Origin of the sequence: Polaribacter sp. R2A056_3_33 (assembly GCF_019278485.1) — a bacterium.
In the GTDB taxonomy this organism is placed as follows: Bacteria; Bacteroidota; Bacteroidia; order Flavobacteriales; family Flavobacteriaceae; genus Polaribacter.
This window is the reverse complement of sequence record NZ_CP058984.1, coordinates 1,412,220-1,430,408: the sequence shown is the minus strand read 5'-3', so window position 1 is coordinate 1,430,408 and position 18,189 is coordinate 1,412,220. Positions and strand designations below refer to the sequence as shown.

Genomic DNA, 18,189 nt, shown 5'->3' with positions numbered 1-18,189 from the left:
TAATGAAGAATAAGAATTTAGATAAATTGTTTCAAGATCAGCTTAAAAATTTGGAGGTAACTCCAGATAAAAAAGTTTGGGGCAATATAGAATCTAAGCTTAAAAAGAAGAAAAGAAGGGTAGTACCTCTTTGGTGGTTTGCAGGTGGAGCAGCAGCGATGTTACTTTTAGGAATGTTACTCTTTCCTGTCTCTACAAACGAAACAGATTTTATGAAAATCGATTCTAAAACGATTGTAACAGAGAGTACCGAAAATGAAGTAGAAAAAAATGATCTGCCAAAAATAGATTCACTTATTCAAAATACAAAAATTGATAAAAAAATACTGGTTACAGATAAAGAAACGAAAGAAAGTATAAAAAAGGATATAGAAAAACCTCTTTTTCAAAAGAAGTTCGTTCGAGATAAAAACGTTGTGGAAAAAACTTTGTTAGCTAATAATACAGCTAAGGAGATGTTAGTTTCTGTGAACGATAAAAAGATAGATGTAAATAAAAATAAGGAGGTTTTTATTGAAGAGAAAGAGAAAATAGTAGAGAATGTAGCTGTAGAAAAAGAATTGCCTAACAAGAAGGTCGATTTAAATAAATTTATAAAAGACAAGGATAGTATTTTTTCTATTAAACATTTAAAGCATAAATGGTCTATTGCACCTGTTTTTGCAGTTTTAAATTCTAATTCATTTTCAAATTCATCTCCTGTAAATAGAAGTTTATCAAACTCCACAAAAGGTAAGAGTTCTTTTTCTTATGGTTTTCAAATAGGCTACCAAATCAATAAAAAATGGAGCATTCAATCTGGTGTGCATTTGCAAGAAATGAGTTTTGTGAACAATCAGGTAACAGCTGTTTCTTCAATTTCTAAAAGCACATCACCTGTTGCATTTAATAGTGGTGTTTCTCTATCTTTTAATACAGCTCCCGTACAAACTTCAGATTTTGATAACAGTGCATTGATAAGTAGAACGAGTTTAAATGGAGATTTGAATCAAATATTTGGTTATATTGAAGTCCCTATAGAAGTGAAATATAATTTTTTAACTGTTAAAAATTTCAATACACAGGTGGTTGCTGGGTTCAGTTCTTTGTTTTTAAATAAAAATGAAGTTAATTTTAGTTCTCAATTTTTTACTAATTCGGGTAGTGCTAACAATTTAAATAATATTAACTTTAGTGGAAACTTAGGTTTCGATTTTAATTATTTTTTAAATAATAAATGGTCTTTAAATTTAAACCCCATGTTTAAAGCACAGTTAGATACTTTTAGTGAGAATTCCAATGGTTTTTCTCCTTTCAATTTTGGCATATATTCAGGTATTAAATATACATTTTAACGATGTTTATGGTAGTTCTATCGAAATTAAAAAAGAATTACTAATGCATTATATTAAATTTGATTTTTTAAAAGAAAATAAGATGACATTTTTAGCAATTACATATAGAACTTTAAGCGGAACGAAAGAAGTTATAGAAACATTAGAAAGAAAAGCTACACAATGGGTTGTTTATAAGGATGAAAAACCTGCTTATTTTGTAGATTTTTACGATTTAGAAAAAGAATCTAATGCTATGATGAATAGCTTAGTTTTATGTACCAAAAGATCTATCCGGGAGGTTTTAGAAATTATTAATAAAAAGAATAATATAAACTTATCTGTACCTATAATTTCTAGATTAGGATATAAAAAGATTGTAAAATCTAAAAAGATAGAACTAGATTTAGGTCCAATTCCAGAAGAATGGTTGGCTTATTCTTTGTAAATTTTTACAATTAATTGGTCTTCATCGTTCATAGAAGCTCTGTACATTCCTGCAGTATTAAACTAAAAAGACATATTTCCGTTTTTATCTAAAGCAATAACACCACCCGTTCCTCCAAGTTTAGTCAGTTTGTTTTGTATAACGTCTGTAGTTGCTTCTTTTAAAGATTTATTTTGATATTCCATCTGTGCAGAAATATCATAAGCAACTTGGCTTCTAATAAAATATTCTCCCCAACCTGTAGAAGAAACACCACAAGTTAAATTATTTGCATACGTACCAGAACCAATAATTGGTGCGTCTCCAATTCTTCCCCAACGTTTATTTGTCATTCCTCCAGTAGAAGTTCCTGCAGCTATATTTCCACTTTTATCCAAAGCTACACAACCCACAGTACCAAATTTTGCATTTTTAATATCAGCATCATAAAAAGCGGCTTTTTTATCATCATGATCTAACGCTGTTTTATTCTTATTTTTTATTTTTTGAAGCGATTGAAAACGTCTTTCTGTATAAAAGTAACTTGGATCTACAATTTCTAATCCTTTTTCTTCAGCAAAAATAGAAGCTCCTTTTCCAGAAAGCATTACGTGATCAGAATCTGTCATAATTTTTACAGCCAATTCAATAGGGCTTTTTACATTAGTTACCCCAGCAACTGCACCAGCATTTAATGTTTTTCCATCCATAAAAGAAGCATCCAATTCATTGGTTTCTTCATGTGTAAAAACAGCTCCTTTTCCTGCATTAAATAATGGAGATTCTTCCATAACTTGTATGGTTTTAATAACTGCTTCTTGGCTTGTTCCTCCGTTTTTAAGAATTGTATGTCCTACTTTAATAGCTTCTTCTAATTTTGCTTTGTAAGCTGCTTCTTTTTCATCAGATAAATTTTTCTTTAAAATAGTTCCTGCTCCACCATGAATAACAATTGCAAATTCATGTTTTTTTGTAGTAGCTGTTTTTTCTTCTGGCGATGTTATTTCTTTTTTACATCCAAAAGAAATTAATAATAACAGGGTAATAAAAAAGGATTTCATCATAATTTGTGTTTAAAATAAAACAATTACTATTGTTTTTGTTTAATTTACTTTTGTTTGAAATTATTTGTAAATTGTCATTCGAATGTAAACAACAAAAACGGAATAGCAAAATGACAGACTTTGGAATTAAAGAAGCTTTACAAAAACTAGGTTTAAAAGCTATAAATAATGGTACTTCTATAGGATCTAATAATTTTTCTAATGGTGAGTTAATAGAAAGTTACTCTCCTGTTGATGGAAAATTAATAGGAAAAGTAAAATCTACATCAAAAGAAGACTACGAAAAAGTGATGGAAACTGCTACAAAATCTTTTTTATCATTTAGAAATATGCCTGCTCCACAAAGAGGAGAAATTGTACGTCAGTTTGGTAATAAATTAAGAGATTTAAAAGAACCTTTAGGAAAATTAGTTTCTTATGAAATGGGAAAATCTCTACAAGAAGGTTACGGAGAAGTGCAAGAAATGATTGATATCTGCGATTTTGCTGTTGGTTTGTCTCGTCAATTAAACGGACAAACAATTCCGTCTGAAAGACCAGGACACGTTATGAGAGAACAATGGCATCCAATAGGTGTTGTTGGTATAATTTCTGCATTTAATTTTCCAGTTGCTGTTTGGGCTTGGAACACCTCTTTAGCGTGGATTTGTGGTGATGTTTGTGTTTGGAAAGGATCTGAAAAAGCACCTTTATGTACCGTTGCTTGTCAGAATATTATTGCAGATGTTTTAAAGAAAAATAATTTACCGGAAGGAATTTCTTCCATTATAAATGGCGATTATAAAGTAGGAGAGATGATGACTACAGATACTCGTATTCCTCTAGTTTCTGCAACAGGTTCTACCAGAATGGGAAGAATTGTAGGAGCAACGGTTGCCCAACGTTTCGGTAAATCTTTATTAGAATTAGGCGGAAACAATGCCATTATTATTACGCCTACGGCGGATTTAAAAGTAGTGGTACCTGGTGCTGTTTTTGGTGCTGTTGGTACTTGCGGACAACGTTGTACATCTACTAGAAGATTAATTATTCACGAATCGGTGTATGATAAAGTAAGAGATGCCATTGTTGGTGCTTACAAACAAATTAAAATAGGGAATCCTTTAGATGAAACCAAACATGTTGGTCCATTAATAGACAAAGATGCTGTAAACACTTATTTAGCTGCAATTGAAAAAGCAAAAGCAGAAGGAGGAACTGTTTTAGTAGAAGGTGGTATTTTAGAAGGCGAAGGATATGAATCTGGATGTTACGTAAAACCAGCAATTATAGAAGCAGAAAATCATTTTGAAATTGTTCAGCATGAAACTTTTGCACCTATTTTATATCTAATGAAATATGCTGGAGAAGTAGAAAATGCTATTGAAAAACAAAATGGAGTTGCGCAAGGTTTATCATCAGCAATTATGACGAATGAGCTAAAAGAAGCAGAGAAATTCTTATCTTATGCTGGTTCAGATTGTGGTATAGCAAACGTAAATATTGGTACTTCTGGAGCAGAAATTGGTGGTGCTTTTGGTGGTGAAAAAGAAACTGGTGGCGGTAGAGAATCTGGTTCTGATGCTTGGAAAGTGTATATGCGTAGACAAACAAATACCATTAATTATTCCGATGAATTGCCTTTAGCACAAGGAATTAAATTCGATTTATAAAAAATAGATTTACATTTATAAAAAAAAACAATTCTCATAAATTTATGAGAATTGTTTTTTTTATTTAATATTTAAAATGCCATTTTCTAACTCAATTGCAATATTTCCGTTAGAAATAATATTTTCTTTTGGTTTCTTTTCAAGAATTTTTGTGAGTTTCTCTTCTTTAGAATTACCAAAAGTAGTTTTAGTACCATCCATATTTAAAACGGTATTGAAACCAAAAACTTTTACAGAATAATTACTTTCTTTTACTTTGTATACATTTAATTCAGAATATTTTCCTTCAAAATTAAAATCAGCAAAACTTTCACTAAAATTATATAAATGTACTTTACTTGTAAAATCTTTAAATGAAACTTTTTTGCCTATTTCACCAATCTGAATTTTTGAGGTTTCCGTTATTAACATTGCATTAGAAAATGACCCGATTCTTACTTTGTAAATGTCTTTTAAATCATAATTTCCCCCTGATATAGCTTCTGCTTGAAAAATTCCATTCATCAATTTAAATGAGTTATTCTCATTGTTGATGCCTTTAAATTTATAATAAGTTTTGAATGAACTTATATCTAGATGCGTATTAACATTATATGTGAAATCTATTCTAGAATGAAGTGCTTTAATTTTAATTTTTACATTTTTTGGTATTTTGATTATAAAATCTTGTTTAAATTTTCGTGGTGATTTTCCGTAATTTTTATATGGGTTTTCTAATTTAAGTTTCTTAAAATAATCATTAGAATCTGTACCCAAACTAAAGTCGATTTCTTTTACTATAGAATCTTTAGATTTATAGTAAAATTCATTTGCTCTCCTCTTTTTAAAAAAACCTCTAATATGTTCTTTGTAAGTTTCTATATCAACATCTAAAGAATGTAATTCCCCAAGGTACATTGAGTTTTTTACTTCTAATTTTATTTTGTTATTAGTTTTTGAAGATTTGGCTTTAAGTCCCTTAAAAATTTTATATTGAATATCTTCTGAATCTTTATCAAAAAGAATTGAATAATCAAGATGAACTTTATGATCATTAGATTCTTCAAATACAATTGATGCATTGTCTATATCAATCTCTAATATGGTGTTTTTGTCAATTTCGTAACTTTCTTTTAAGACCAATTCTTTTGTTTGTGAAAAAGAAAAATGGATGCTTATTAGAAATAAAATACTATATATATATGGTTTCATTACTTGTGTTTTTTTGATTTAACTCATTAATATGTTCTTTAATATCTCTGATTAATTGCAAACGTCTTTGCAAATTATCTATTAAAGATTCTAAAACATTTATATTGTTTGGAAACTCCTTTAATTGAGTAGTTATTTTTTTATAATCAGTATCAGACTCTTTTAGTTTCTCTTTATATTTTCTAATTAAAACAGTATCCTTTGCTACATCAATAAAAGCATTCCATTCTTTATTTATATTGATTAAATATTCATTTTCTATTCCTTCAAATTGAATTTCAAGTGCAGTTTTTTCGGGTTTAGAATTCGTATTCTGGAAAAAATACCCACAGAAAAGAAGGAATAAAATTGATGCTGCAATTTTTAAGAAATAATAAGATCTCTTTTTATTCTTACTATTTTTCACTCCGTCTAATTTTTTTATAAAATCTGTACGATGACCTTTTGGTAACTCTTTTTTGAGTTGCTCTTTATTTTTAAATAAATCTCTTATATCATGTTCCATAATTCTAAGTTTTTAGAAGATTTCTAAGTTCTAATTTTCCTCTTCTTAATTGTGTTCTTGATGTTTTAATCGGAATTTTTAAAATTTCTGAAATCTCTGAATGATCATAACCTTCCAATAAATATAATTTAACAACCAATTGATACTTAGTTTTTAGACTTTCAATTGCATCAATAATTTCTATTCTATCAATTTTTACATCAAAATTCCAATCGTTATCATCTAAAACTTCCAAAGGATAATTTTCTAAAGAAACCGTTTCTATACTTTTCTTTTTTAATTTATCAATACAAGTATTAATAACAATTCTTTTTAACCAAGAACCAAAACTAGTGTCTTCTTTAAAAGTATCTAAACTTAAAAAGGCTTTAAGAAAAGCATCTTGCATAGCGTCTTTTGCTTCCTCTTCGTTTTTTAGATATCTATAGGATATAAAAAACATAGCTTCAGAAAACAAGTCGTAAAGCTTTATTTGAGCTTTTTGATTTCCTCTTTTACTGTTTTTAATTAAAAGATTTAATTCTTTAGACATTCAATTTGGTTAGTTCTATTGTTAAAAACGATAAAGAAATACATAAGTTTCAGTTTTTTCTATTTTTTCTAAAATTATGTTTACTTCGAATTTAATGCGTTTAGATTAATTATAACCAAGTAACTCGTATAAAATGAAAAGAGAAAACAGAAGAAGAATGAGTCCGGGTGTTGGTTATATTGGATCTGGTAATAAAGCTTCCGTTTTTACTAGAAAAAATAAAGTTCCTTTTGATAAAATAAAACCCATTTATGGAGATGAAATGGAAAGGTTAAAATCTAAAAAAAAGTCAGTATAAGTTTTATAAAAACTAAATGAATCAGAAAAACTTAAAATTCGGAAGCGAGTTAAAGCACAAATTCAAAAAGAACAAATTGTAAATTTAATTATAGGAATTATTGCTATATAATTTATTTTTGGGATTCTTTACTTAATCTTAAATTAAACTATCTTTAGATTCTTAAGTTTAAAGAGCGTAAAATTAGCACATATACAATATTTATATAATAGGATTGGTTTTGAAACTTCTCCAGAAGAATTGACTCGTTTATTAACAAAGAGTTAAAAAAGATAATTATATTCTCTATTATGGTCTACAGAACGAATACTATTTTTAATCAAAAAAAATAAATCGATATATTGAAAAATATTCCAAATATAGCCTTTCAAGGTAAAGATCGTAAAAGTGTTTTTGAGCTTTTAAACTTATCAGATTTATTTGAAAGGTTAGATAATATTGAGGATCATGAGCCAAGGCAACCACATAGAATTTCGTTTTTTGCCTTGCTAATTGTTACAAAGGGTACTGGTACTCATCAAATAGATTTAAAGGATTATAAGGTTGAAGAGGGTACGGTTCTTAAAATAGCGAAAGGGCAAGTACATTCTTTTCAAAGAAATGCAACATACCAAGGTTTTTTAATAATTTTTACAGAAGAGTTTCTGATGAATTATTTCTCTAAATCTTCTATTAATTTAATTTCTAATTTATACAATTACCATTTATCTTCTCCTGTTTTTAAAAATAAAATAGACAATGAGATTCTAATACATCAACTGCAATTGGAAATTGCACTAGAGAATAGTTTTGCGCATCGTAATATTATGGCGGCGTTTCTAGATTTATATTTATTAAAGTTAGAACGTAAATCTCCTGATAATTACATTCCAAAAAATAAGTCGAAACAGTTTTATACTTTTGATCAGTTTAAAAGCTTGGTAGAGACTAATTTTACAAACACTAGAAATGTAAAAGACTACGCAAATTTATTATTTATTACTACCAAAACTTTAAATAGTGCCGTAAAAGAATTTACTTTAAACACGGCTAAAAATTTTATAGATGATTATGTTATCTTAGAAATAAAGCGAGATATGATGAGTACCAACAAAAGTTTAAAAGAAATTGCATTTGATACAGGATTTGATGAGGTTACTAATTTTACAAAGTTTTTTAAAAAGAAAATGAACTTAAGTCCGAAAGAATTTAAGAATCAACAGTTTTTGTAATTCCTAAATTTACCATTATTACCGGAAGATTTACCTTTCTCATAAAAGAGTTTTATAGCAACTTTGTATTAAATTTAAAACTCAATAAAAATGAAAGCAAAATTAATTACTTTATTATGTCTTGCACTATTTACAGTAGGACTTGGTTTTTCACAAAACGAAACAACAACAGAAAACAACTTCCAGTTTGAACAAGCAGAACACCTTTTAGACGGGTATTCTTTTAATTTTCAATATCAAAACGGTGCTGGTTTGCATATGGAGTTTAATGATGGAAAAGCAAAGTACCAATGGTTTGCTGGACCAAATAAGGGAAACGGAAACGAAGACATTTCGTATAGATCAACAAAACTTGGAAACGATATGTATTTAGTGAATTGGCACGAAATAGGTTTAAAAGACTATTTAACCATTGTTTTTGATTTTGACAAAATGCTAATGCACAGTTCTATTATAGTGGGTTATCAAAATAAACCAGAAAGAACTTTAAGAACAGTGTTTACAAGTGGTATTATAGATCATTTAAAAAGACCCTAATAAGTTTTATAATAATAGAAGTAATTACTACTTATCAATTCAATATATCTAATCTGATAAATTCCTTATAGTGTTTATCAGATTTTTTTTGCGTTATAGAAATCCAATTAATTTATAAGAGGTTCATATTTACCGTTTTTAGGCTTCTTTTGATAAAAACAATTGTATTTACCATTATTCAATATGCTTGTGCTTAACTTTCATAAGCAAACAATTATTTATGTTGATAATGCAAGTATGTCAGCATCTAAAGTGTTTTCAAAAGTAATTGCTGAAACCGATAAATATGAATTAGAGTCTAAATTTGAAGGGAAAGTAGTCTTAATATCAATGAATAAATAATAATAGATTTCTCATATTTACCATAAAGGACCCTAGATTTACCTTTTATAATAAGAAGATAATTAGACCTTTGTAAATTATAAAACAAATAATATGAGTCAAGTAGGAATTTGCCCAACATGTGGCAGCAAATCAAAAATAAAAGAAAAAGAAGGAAATACTATTTATACGGCAGTACAAGATGATGAAGCCTTCAAAAAAATAGGTCAGATTAAAAAAGCTATGGAGAAATTTAAGCTAAAAGCAGAAACTTTAGAAAAAGAATTAGCTGTTTTAAAAGCAAATCTATAATACCATGAATATAGAGCAAAATAAAAAAAATGCAATTGCTTTTTACAAAATGGCATATGAAGGAAATCCTACAAAGGCTGTTGCGTTATATGTAGGTGAAAAATATATTCAACACAACCCAATGGTAGGAGATGGGCCACAGGCGTTTATTGATTATTTTGATAGAATGCAAAAGGAATTTCCGGTAAAAACGATTGATTTTGTACGAGCAATATCCGAAGGAGATTTGGTTGCCTTACATACCTATCAAGAATGGCCAGACAACGATAATTATGTGACCATGGATTTTTTTAGGTTCGATAAAAATGGTAAAATTATAGAACACTGGGACAGCATTCAACAAGTACCAAAAGAAGCTTTGAACAATAATACCATGTACAAATAATGAAAGAAATAAAAAAGAATTACGGTTGGGTAATTGTTGCTATTCTAGCGCTATTACCAATGCTTGTAATCATCAATATGTTTGATGTAGATCTATCGAACGGATTTTCTCTTTCATTAATAGAAGACAAAGGAGGTAATGGAAAAACCACTTTAGAAATGTTGTATCATGTTTCTGGCGAGTTTGCTATCCGTTGGATGACGGCTGTATTAACGTTAACTCCGGTTTTTATCATTTTTGGTGTAATGAACCTTTTTGTACGTCAGGCAATGGGAATTGCAACAGCTGTTTGGAGTTTTCTGCATTTTATTATTTTTATTTGGGCAGAAGGTTTTTTAGAAACCTTTACACAAGTTAATTATGTAGCTGGTTTTGTTGCTATTTTAATTTTAATTCCGTTGTTTTTTACTTCTAACAGAAAGTCTATGAAGTTCCTAAAATCGAACTGGAAAAAATTACAAAGTTATGCGTATGCAGCTATTTTCTTAAGCGTATTACACGTGGCTATTTTAGATAAAACATGGCTTATTTATGCAATAGTTGTTGGTCTCGGTTTTATGATAAGAATTCCTTTTATCAAAAATAAATTCATAGAAAGAAGAAAACGAAAAATACTAAAATCTTAAATTAAGATGGGATTATTAGAAAACATAATCAAAAAGGTCGTTTTAGAAGCTGCTATTATTGAACATAAGGAGAAAATTTCAGCATCCGTTTATAAAATCAGGTTGAAAAGTGAAAGTATAAAAAAAGCAGATTTTAAACCTGGCTATTTTTTACGTTTAGGAATCGGAATTGGTAATGATAATTTATCAATGAAAGATAAAGTACGTAGCTATAGTGTTTGGGACATAAACCAAACCGAAGGCTACTTAGATATTGCCATTGCAACCGATAGCAAAGGTATTGGGTCGCAATGGGTGGCTAATTGTTTAGTAGGAGAGACTGTCTATTTTAAATGGAAAAAAGGAAACTTTTTATTAGACGAAACTGCAGAAAGCTATTTAATGATTGGAGATTTATCTGCCTTATCACATTTATACATTCTAAACAGAAACTTACCGAATAATAAGCAAGTAGAAAGTATACTATATAGTGAGAGCCAAAGTGCTTTTTTTGATGATATAGGTGGTTCTAAACCATTTAATAGGTATTATTTAAAGCAAAATCCAATAAACGAAATTATAAAAAAGGTAAAAAAAATTACACCTAAATTAAAAGAAAATAAAATTGTTTATATTGCAGGAGACAGTAGAGTTTGTGTGGCATTAAATAAATATTTTAGAAATGAACTAAACTGGAGTGCGAAACAAATTAAAACAAAACCATTTTGGAATCCTGATAAAAAAGGATTGGAATAAAGCTATAAAAACCTAAATGAGATTAGCAGAAAAATACAAACAAGTAAGATTGCAAACGACCACTTTTTGTAATCATCTAAATATAGAAGATTATGCTATTCAGGTAGTGCTATTTGCTAGCCCCCCCAAATGGCATTTAGCACATACTACTTGGTTTTTTGAAACTTTTATATTAAAAGAATACATAGCGGGTTACACCGAATTTAATGCGGATTTCAACTTTCTTTTTAATAGTTATTACAACAATGTTGGTACTAGAATATTACAAGCAAATAGAGGCAATATGTCTCGACCAAGTACCAATGAAATCTATGAATACCGTGCGTATGTAGATGCTAAAATGAATGCTTTTTTAAATGATCTTTCCGATGAAAAAATAATTGATTTGGTAACATTGGGTTTAAATCACGAACAACAACATCAAGAATTATTAGTAACTGATGTGAAATATATGTTTGGGCACAATCCTATTTTTCCAGTTTTTAATAATGAGTATAATCTAGTTAAAGATAAAAATACTGCAACAAAAAGCATACAAATACCTGCCGGAATTTATGAAATAGGACACCATGGAACAGATTTTTGTTATGATAATGAATTGGGCGTTCATAAAGTATATCTAGATGATTTTGAAATTAATAATCATTTGGTAACCAATGGAGAGTTTATAGATTTTATGGATTCTGGCGCCTATACAGATTTTAATCTTTGGTTAGATGAGGGGTGGTCTTGGGTAAATAAAAACAATATTAATTCTCCTTTGTATTGGCATAAAATTGATGGAGAATGGCATTCTTATACACTTGCAGGTTTGCAAAAAGTGGATACAGCTGCTATTTTAAGTCATATTAATTATTACGAAGCCAATGCTTTTGCAGAATGGAAAGGAATGCGACTACCAACCGAATTTGAATGGGAAATTGCAGCCCAAAAATTAGATTGGGGAAAACGTTGGGAATGGACAAATAGCGCCTACTTGCCTTACCCAAGATTTAAAAAAGAAAATGGAGCGGTTGGAGAATACAACGGAAAATTTATGAGCAATAAAATGGTGTTGAGAGGCGCTTCGGTAGCAACTTCTCGAGATCATAGTAGACCAACATATCGTAACTTTTTTAACCCTACCGAAAGATGGCAATTTACAGGAATTAGACTAGTAAAATAATAATATGATTGAAATCGTTAAGAACAAAGATAAAAAAGGGAGTACAATCAATTTAGAAATCAATGAAACATTTAGAAACGATATTGAAAAAGGACTCCTGAGCAATCCAAAAACGCTTTCTTCAAAATATTTTTATGATAAAAAAGGCGATGCACTTTTTGTAGAAATAATGAATTTGCCTGAGTATTATTTAACACGCAGCGAACTAGATATATTCAAAAATAAAACAAAAGATTTAATAGATAGTTTTAAGATGAAAGTCGATTCTTATTTTGAATTGATAGAATTAGGTGCTGGAGATGGATTAAAAACAAAAGAACTATTAAAAAGTTTAACAACGCAAAATTATAATTTCGAATATTTTCCAATAGATATTTCTTCGAATGCTTTGCGTCAATTGAAAGAGGATTTAAATTCTGAAATACCAAACTTGTCTGTAAAAACGCAACAAGGAGATTATTTTGAAGTTTTAGATTCCTTAAAAAAGAGCAAACAGCCAAAAATTATCTTGTTTTTGGGTTCTAATATTGGGAATATGAGCGATAAACAGGCTGCAAAATTTATTTCTAAATTAGGTGCAAATTTAAATCCGGATGATAAATTATTGTTAGGCGTAGATTTGATAAAATCGAAAGAAATTGTGCTTCCAGCTTATGATGACAGTAAAGGAATAACTGCTGCGTTTAACTTGAATTTATTAGATAGAATCAATAATGAATTAGGTGGTGATTTTAACCTTAATCAGTTTCAGCATCAGCCAGAATATGATGAAAAAGAAGGTATTGCAAAGAGTTATATTGTAAGTACAGAAAATCAAATAGTAACCATTAAGTCTATAGGCACATCTTTTAGTTTTACCAAAGGTGAAAAAATTCATACAGAAATATCTAGAAAATATAATGATGAATTGATTCAACAAATTATAGCGAATACAGATTTTAGTATCGACACTAAAATTATGGATAGCAAAGCCTATTTTGCAGATTATATTTTAACTAGAAATTAAAAATGATTAAAACGCAACTTGCCATATTAGGATTGGGAAGCAGATCTACTTTATATTATTTAGAGCAACTAAATAAGGTATACAATGTTAAAAAAGGAGGGTATAGTACTTGTCCGTTTTTTTTGTTAAATACAGATTTTGATACCATAAATCCGCTTTTACCAAATACTTCATTGCAATTAGATACTATTTTACAAAGTTATTTAGATCAAATGGAAGCCTTAGAAGTTACGGAAATATTAATTCCCAATATTACATTGCATGAAACGATAGATCGGTTAGAATTTCAAAAAAACATCTTACATCCGTTGCCTTTATCAGTTTTAAAAATGAAAGAAATTGATGCTAAGAAAGTCGTGATTTTTGGTTCTTTACATTCCATGCAGTCCAGTTATATTCGTTCTTATTTACAATTAAATTCTATTGAAATTCTGCTTCCAAGTTCAGAAGATATGATATTTATAGATGAGGTTAGAAAACACATTTATAATACTACGGAAACCAAAGAAATCATCAATAAGTACCATCAATTGATTAAAAAATATAGAGAAAATTATCCTGTAGTTCTTGGTTGTACGGAGTTGTCAATCATAAAACCTACAGACCAAATAAATATTATAGATATGGCGCAACTTCAAATTGAAGCAGCAGTAAAAAACATCTTATAAAAGCTAATTTTTACCATTTTTAGTCGAAGTTGTATCTGTCCGAAAAAAAGTAACATTCTGATATTTGTAGTCTAAAATAAAACGGATTAAAAAGATATTATGAAAATAGCAGTAACATCAGCAAGCGGAAAATTAGGAGCTTCCATTGTAAAACATTTAATTAAAGCGATAGGAAAAGAAAATGTAATAGGAATTGCTCGTACGCCCGAAAAGGCAGCTTATTTAGATGTAGAAATAAGAAAAGGAGATTATAACAACCGAGAAGATTTTGAGAAGGCATTGCAAGGAGTAGATGCTGTTCTTTTAGTTTCTGGAATGGATGATCCTCAAAAAAGAATTATACAACATAGAAATGTAATTGAAGCTGCAAAAAGTAACAGCGTTCAAAAAATTGTGTACACAAGTATTGTAGGTGCAGAAGAAAACAATGCATTTAGTCCTATTGTGCAAACAAATAGACAAACAGAGAAAGACGTTATCAATTCTGGTTTGGATTGGGTTATTGGAAGAAACGGTATTTATATTGAACCCGATTTAGAATATATTGATACCTATGTAAAAGAAGGCGCAATTAGAAATTGTGCAGGCGAAGGTAAATGTATGTATACAAGCAGAGAAGAGTTAGGTTTTGCATATTCAAAAATGCTTTTAGAAGAAAAACATAATGGTAATACCTACAATTTAGTTGGAGAAGCAATTACCCAAAGTGAATTAGCATCCTTAATAAACCAAGTTTATGACACTAATTTAACCTACAATTCTGTTTCTTTTGATGCTTATGCCGCTGAACGAAAAGGAGCATTGGGAGATTTTATAGGAACTGTAATTGCTGGAATTTACGAAGGCATAAAAGGAGGCGAAAATGAGGTTCCTTCAGGTTTTGAAAAAGCGACTGGCAGATTGCATCAATCTCCTTTAGAAATGATAAAAAGGTTTAAAAAAAATCTCAAAATCAATCTTTGAGAATACTAGAATTTAAACTTATAATTATAGCACAAAACCTAGAATAATATATTTGTAAGAGCTTGTTTTTTCATATCCTTAGAATTATATGCTTTAAATTAAACTATCTTTAGTTTTTATTGTCTTAAGTTTATGAAATCAGCACATATACAACATTTATATAACAGAGTTGGTTTTGGTATTTCACCAAAAGAATTGGCTCGTTTATCTAAGAAAAGTAAAAAAAACGTAGTTAACGAATTATTTATTTCATCAAAGAAAACAACTGTTTTATCCGTAGATACATCTTTTTTAAAAGGTATTTCTTTTAAAGATTCCAAGGATAAAAACAAACGTAAAGAACTTCAAAAAATTAGTAGAAAAAAAGTACAAGAGCTTTCTACAGCTTGGTTTGAACGCTTAAATAATCCATCAGAAATTTTACGTGAAAAAATGACCTTGTTTTGGGCGAATCATTTTGTGTGTGAAAACAAAAACATTTTATATGTAGAGAGTTACAATAATATGTTGCGAAAAAATGCTTTGGGTGATTTTAGAAATTTCACAAAAGCAGTTTCTAAAGAAGCCGCAATGATTTCTTATTTAAACAACAAACAGAACAAGAAAAAAAGTCCGAATGAGAATTTTGCACGTGAATTAATGGAGCTTTTTACGTTGGGGAAAGACAATTATACAGAACAAGATATAAAAGAGTCTGCAAGATCATTTACAGGATATAGTTATGATTTTAAAGGACAATTCAACTTTAAAAAAGGACAACATGATGTTGGAGAAAAGACATTTTTTGGTAAATCGGGCCATTTTAAGGGTGATGACATTATAGATCTGATTGTAGAAAAAGAACAATGTGCACGTTTTATATCAGAAAAAATTTACACCTATTTTGTCAATGAAAACACTAATAAAAACCATGTAGATGAAATGGTAGAGGTGTTCTATAAAGATTATAATATAGAAAATTTAATGCGTTTTGTTTTGCTTTCTAATTGGTTTTATGCTGATGAAAATATTGGAAACAAAATAAAATCGCCTATTGAGTTTTTAGTTGGTATAAACACAGTTGTACCTTATAAAATAGAGAAACCGAAACAAGTTTTATTATTACAACGCTTATTAGGACAAAAACTATTGAGTCCGCCAAATGTTGCTGGTTGGAAAACCGGTAGAAATTGGATTGACAGTAATACCATTGTTACCCGTTTGCGTTTGCCTTCTGTATTATTAAACAATGCAGAAATTGCATATTCAGAAATTGGTGATGAAGAAGCTATGATTACCGATTTTAAGAAAAGAAAATTGCGTAAAAAAGCTTTTATAAAAGTTTCTGCCGATTGGAATTCTTTTGAAGAAAATTATAAAAAGGAATCTAATAAGGAACTTGTACATCAGATTATTACATCAAAAATTAATAGTGGAACTGAAGAAATGTTAGAAAGAAATCAGCAACTTTCTAAGCACGATTTTGTTGTGCAATTAATGAGTTTACCTGAATATCAACTTTGCTAATTTTTTGAGATTATGAAACGTAGAGATTTTTTAAAACAAACAACTTTTGCTTCAGGAATGTTTTTTGTGCCTCAATTTTTAAAGGCTTTTGAACAACTTCCTATTAAAACACTTAGCCATAAAAAAGTAGTAATTATTCAATTAAAAGGAGGGAACGATGGCTTAAATACGGTAGTTCCTTTCCAAAACGATATTTATTATCAACAACGAAATAATATCGCCATAAAACAAAATGATGTCTTTAAAATTTCTGATGAGGTTGGGCTCCACAAAAGCCTACAACCTTTACAAGATTTATATAACAAAGGTTTTGTAAGTATTATAAATAATGTAGGGTATCCAAACCCTAATTTATCACATTTTAGATCTACAGATATTTGGCAAACAGCTAGTGATAGTAATGAGTATTTACAAAATGGTTGGGTAGGTCGTTATTTAGATTACACCAAAGGAAATCCATATGCTGCTATTGAAGTTGATGAAAGTTTGTCCTTAATGATGAAAGGGAATACACAAAACGGATTGGCAATTACAGACCCAAAAATGTTTTATAATTCTATGCGTGCACCATTTTTTAACAATGTGGTAACCAATTATAATGATGCGCATTTAAGCGAACATAATTTAGGCTATTTGTACAATACTATGATTGATGCAAAATCATCTGCAAAACACATTTACGAAAAAAGCAACACCAGAAGTAGGACTGCAGAATACCCTAAAAATATCTTTGGAAAACAGCTTAATACTATTTCTCAATTTATAAATTCTGGTTTAGAAACACAAGTATATTATGCAGGTTTAAGTGGTTTTGATACACACGCAAACCAAGCAGGAACACAAGAAAGATTGTTAAAGGTCTATGCAGAAAGTATGGAAGTGTTTATAAATGATTTACAAAAAAACAACACATTTGATGATGTGTTAATTCTTACTTTTTCTGAGTTTGGTAGACGTGTAAAACAAAACGAATCTAAAGGAACAGATCACGGAACAGCTAACAATGTTTTTGTGATGGGAAAAAACTTAAAGAAACAAGGTTTGTATAATAATTTACCTAATTTGGGTGATTTAGATAAAAATGGAAACCTTAATTATGAAATAGATTTTAGAGAAATTTATGCAACAATTTTAGACAAATGGTTGCAAGTAGATGATGTTGCTATTTTGAACAAATCATTTTCTAAATTAAATTTTGTTTAATACTTCTCATATCCAAGATACATTTAGATTCAACTTTTATAGGAATATATCCTGTTTTTAGGGATTAAAATTAAGCTATGCATGTAAATTTGGAAAGTCGAAAACTTAAAGTTATCTTTGATAATTAATCAATATTTTATTTTAATACTGCAATGAAATCAATAAAAAGAAAATATCTACAAGGATTTTATGAGACGCTTGTCCATGGCTTTGTTTGTGCTTCTTTTTCTTTTGCAATGTATAGAAAACGTAAAATTATCTTTGTGTCTTAATTAGGCATTTCGAGTGTGCCTACACAGCTCTATTTCATTATTTCTTATAGAAGATATTCAAAATAACAAATTGAATGGCTTTACTCGCATATGTAATAATGTGTCAATTTAGAGTTTACGATACTGTTTTTTTATATATAAATTTAAAATGATAATATCATGGCTGTATTGAGAAAAAAGCTCACAAAAGCAGAATTAAACGAGAAAAAACAAGAGAAAATTTTAAAGAAATTAGAAGATAAAAAAATGAAGAAACGGAAGTCTAGAAAGTAACCTATAAATTTAAATATCCCTTTA

The 18,189-nt window shown here is 29.1% G+C and carries 19 protein-coding genes and 1 pseudogene; 16 read left to right on the top strand and 4 right to left on the bottom strand.

The genetic code is table 11. From position 1 onward, the window contains the following. Window positions 1-2 precede the first annotated feature (2 nt). Both H0I29_RS06090 and H0I29_RS06085 read left to right on the top strand, forming a co-directional pair. Entirely contained in the window at window positions 3-1,334 is a 1,332-nt protein-coding gene (locus H0I29_RS06090) for a PorT family protein (protein ID WP_218754770.1), read from the top strand. 82 nt (window positions 1,335-1,416) lie between these two features. Continuing rightward, window positions 1,417-1,761, top strand: a complete 345-nt coding sequence (locus H0I29_RS06085) for a hypothetical protein (RefSeq protein ID WP_218754769.1) — start codon at window positions 1,417-1,419, stop codon at window positions 1,759-1,761. Here the strand turns inward: H0I29_RS06085 and H0I29_RS06080 are convergent. Further along, window positions 1,749-2,801: pseudogene (locus H0I29_RS06080) on the bottom strand (isoaspartyl peptidase/L-asparaginase family protein). The gene H0I29_RS06085 and the pseudogene H0I29_RS06080 sit on opposite strands and share 13 nt — an antisense overlap. A 113-nt stretch (window positions 2,802-2,914) precedes the next feature. On the opposite strand from H0I29_RS06080, the gene H0I29_RS06075 reads away from it, so the two are divergent. Beyond that, window positions 2,915-4,456 (top strand): aldehyde dehydrogenase family protein, encoded by a 1,542-nt coding sequence (locus H0I29_RS06075; RefSeq protein WP_218754768.1) that lies wholly within the window; start codon window positions 2,915-2,917, stop codon window positions 4,454-4,456. Between the two features lie 60 nt (window positions 4,457-4,516). Here H0I29_RS06075 and H0I29_RS06070 read toward each other — a convergent pair whose 3' ends face one another. Genes H0I29_RS06070 through H0I29_RS06060 form a run of 3 tightly spaced genes read right to left on the bottom strand, consistent with a single transcriptional unit; the run spans window position 4,517 to window position 6,684 of the window. Next, window positions 4,517-5,647 carry a hypothetical protein gene (locus H0I29_RS06070; protein ID WP_218754767.1) on the bottom strand — a complete coding sequence of 377 codons (1,131 nt, stop codon included), beginning with the start codon at window positions 5,645-5,647 and terminating at the stop codon, window positions 4,517-4,519. Next, a complete protein-coding gene (locus H0I29_RS06065; RefSeq protein WP_218754766.1) occupies window positions 5,628-6,152 on the bottom strand; it encodes a hypothetical protein in 525 nt (174 codons plus the stop codon). The genes H0I29_RS06070 and H0I29_RS06065 overlap by 20 nt, the downstream gene beginning before the upstream one ends. A gap of 4 nt (window positions 6,153-6,156) precedes the next feature. Beyond that, entirely contained in the window at window positions 6,157-6,684 is a 528-nt protein-coding gene (locus H0I29_RS06060; protein WP_218754765.1) for an RNA polymerase sigma factor, read from the bottom strand. Between the two features lie 133 nt (window positions 6,685-6,817). On the opposite strand from H0I29_RS06060, the gene H0I29_RS06055 reads away from it, so the two are divergent. The 13 genes from H0I29_RS06055 (at window position 6,818) to H0I29_RS05995 (ending at window position 17,620) form a co-directional block, all read left to right on the top strand. Next, the gene (locus tag H0I29_RS06055; RefSeq protein WP_218731946.1) at window positions 6,818-6,982 is read left to right on the top strand and encodes a hypothetical protein; all 165 of its coding nucleotides are present in this window, start codon (window positions 6,818-6,820) and stop codon (window positions 6,980-6,982) included. Between the two features lie 341 nt (window positions 6,983-7,323). Then, window positions 7,324-8,193 carry an AraC family transcriptional regulator gene (locus H0I29_RS06050; protein ID WP_254712708.1) on the top strand — a complete coding sequence of 290 codons (870 nt, stop codon included), beginning with the start codon at window positions 7,324-7,326 and terminating at the stop codon, window positions 8,191-8,193. Window positions 8,194-8,283: 90 nt separating this feature from the next. Next, window positions 8,284-8,730 carry a MoaF C-terminal domain-containing protein gene (locus tag H0I29_RS06045; protein ID WP_218754764.1) on the top strand — a complete coding sequence of 149 codons (447 nt, stop codon included), beginning with the start codon at window positions 8,284-8,286 and terminating at the stop codon, window positions 8,728-8,730. A gap of 435 nt (window positions 8,731-9,165) precedes the next feature. Further along, window positions 9,166-9,363, top strand: a complete 198-nt coding sequence (locus tag H0I29_RS06040) for a hypothetical protein (RefSeq protein WP_218731944.1) — start codon at window positions 9,166-9,168, stop codon at window positions 9,361-9,363. Between the two features lie 4 nt (window positions 9,364-9,367). Further along, window positions 9,368-9,748, top strand: a complete 381-nt coding sequence (locus tag H0I29_RS06035; RefSeq protein WP_218754763.1) for a nuclear transport factor 2 family protein — start codon at window positions 9,368-9,370, stop codon at window positions 9,746-9,748. After that, window positions 9,748-10,374 carry a ferric reductase gene (locus H0I29_RS06030; protein WP_218754762.1) on the top strand — a complete coding sequence of 209 codons (627 nt, stop codon included), beginning with the start codon at window positions 9,748-9,750 and terminating at the stop codon, window positions 10,372-10,374. The genes H0I29_RS06035 and H0I29_RS06030 overlap by 1 nt, the downstream gene beginning before the upstream one ends. A gap of 6 nt (window positions 10,375-10,380) precedes the next feature. Beyond that, entirely contained in the window at window positions 10,381-11,109 is a 729-nt protein-coding gene (locus tag H0I29_RS06025; protein WP_218754761.1) for a siderophore-interacting protein, read from the top strand. 16 nt (window positions 11,110-11,125) lie between these two features. Then, window positions 11,126-12,274 carry an ergothioneine biosynthesis protein EgtB gene (egtB, locus tag H0I29_RS06020; RefSeq protein ID WP_218754760.1) on the top strand — a complete coding sequence of 383 codons (1,149 nt, stop codon included), beginning with the start codon at window positions 11,126-11,128 and terminating at the stop codon, window positions 12,272-12,274. A gap of 4 nt (window positions 12,275-12,278) precedes the next feature. Next, window positions 12,279-13,280, top strand: a complete 1,002-nt coding sequence (gene egtD, locus H0I29_RS06015) for an L-histidine N(alpha)-methyltransferase (RefSeq protein ID WP_254712707.1) — start codon at window positions 12,279-12,281, stop codon at window positions 13,278-13,280. A 2-nt stretch (window positions 13,281-13,282) separates the two neighbouring features. After that, the gene (locus H0I29_RS06010; RefSeq protein ID WP_218754759.1) at window positions 13,283-13,948 is read left to right on the top strand and encodes an aspartate/glutamate racemase family protein; all 666 of its coding nucleotides are present in this window, start codon (window positions 13,283-13,285) and stop codon (window positions 13,946-13,948) included. A gap of 99 nt (window positions 13,949-14,047) precedes the next feature. Next, on the top strand, window positions 14,048-14,911 hold the full coding sequence (locus H0I29_RS06005) for an SDR family oxidoreductase (RefSeq protein ID WP_218754758.1): 864 nt from the start codon (window positions 14,048-14,050) through the stop codon (window positions 14,909-14,911). A 132-nt stretch (window positions 14,912-15,043) separates the two neighbouring features. Then, entirely contained in the window at window positions 15,044-16,417 is a 1,374-nt protein-coding gene (locus H0I29_RS06000; RefSeq protein WP_218754757.1) for a DUF1800 family protein, read from the top strand. A 12-nt stretch (window positions 16,418-16,429) separates the two neighbouring features. Then, window positions 16,430-17,620, top strand: coding sequence for a DUF1501 domain-containing protein (locus H0I29_RS05995; protein WP_218731936.1), 1,191 nt, complete (start codon window positions 16,430-16,432; stop codon window positions 17,618-17,620). Window positions 17,621-18,189: the final 569 nt, after the last annotated feature.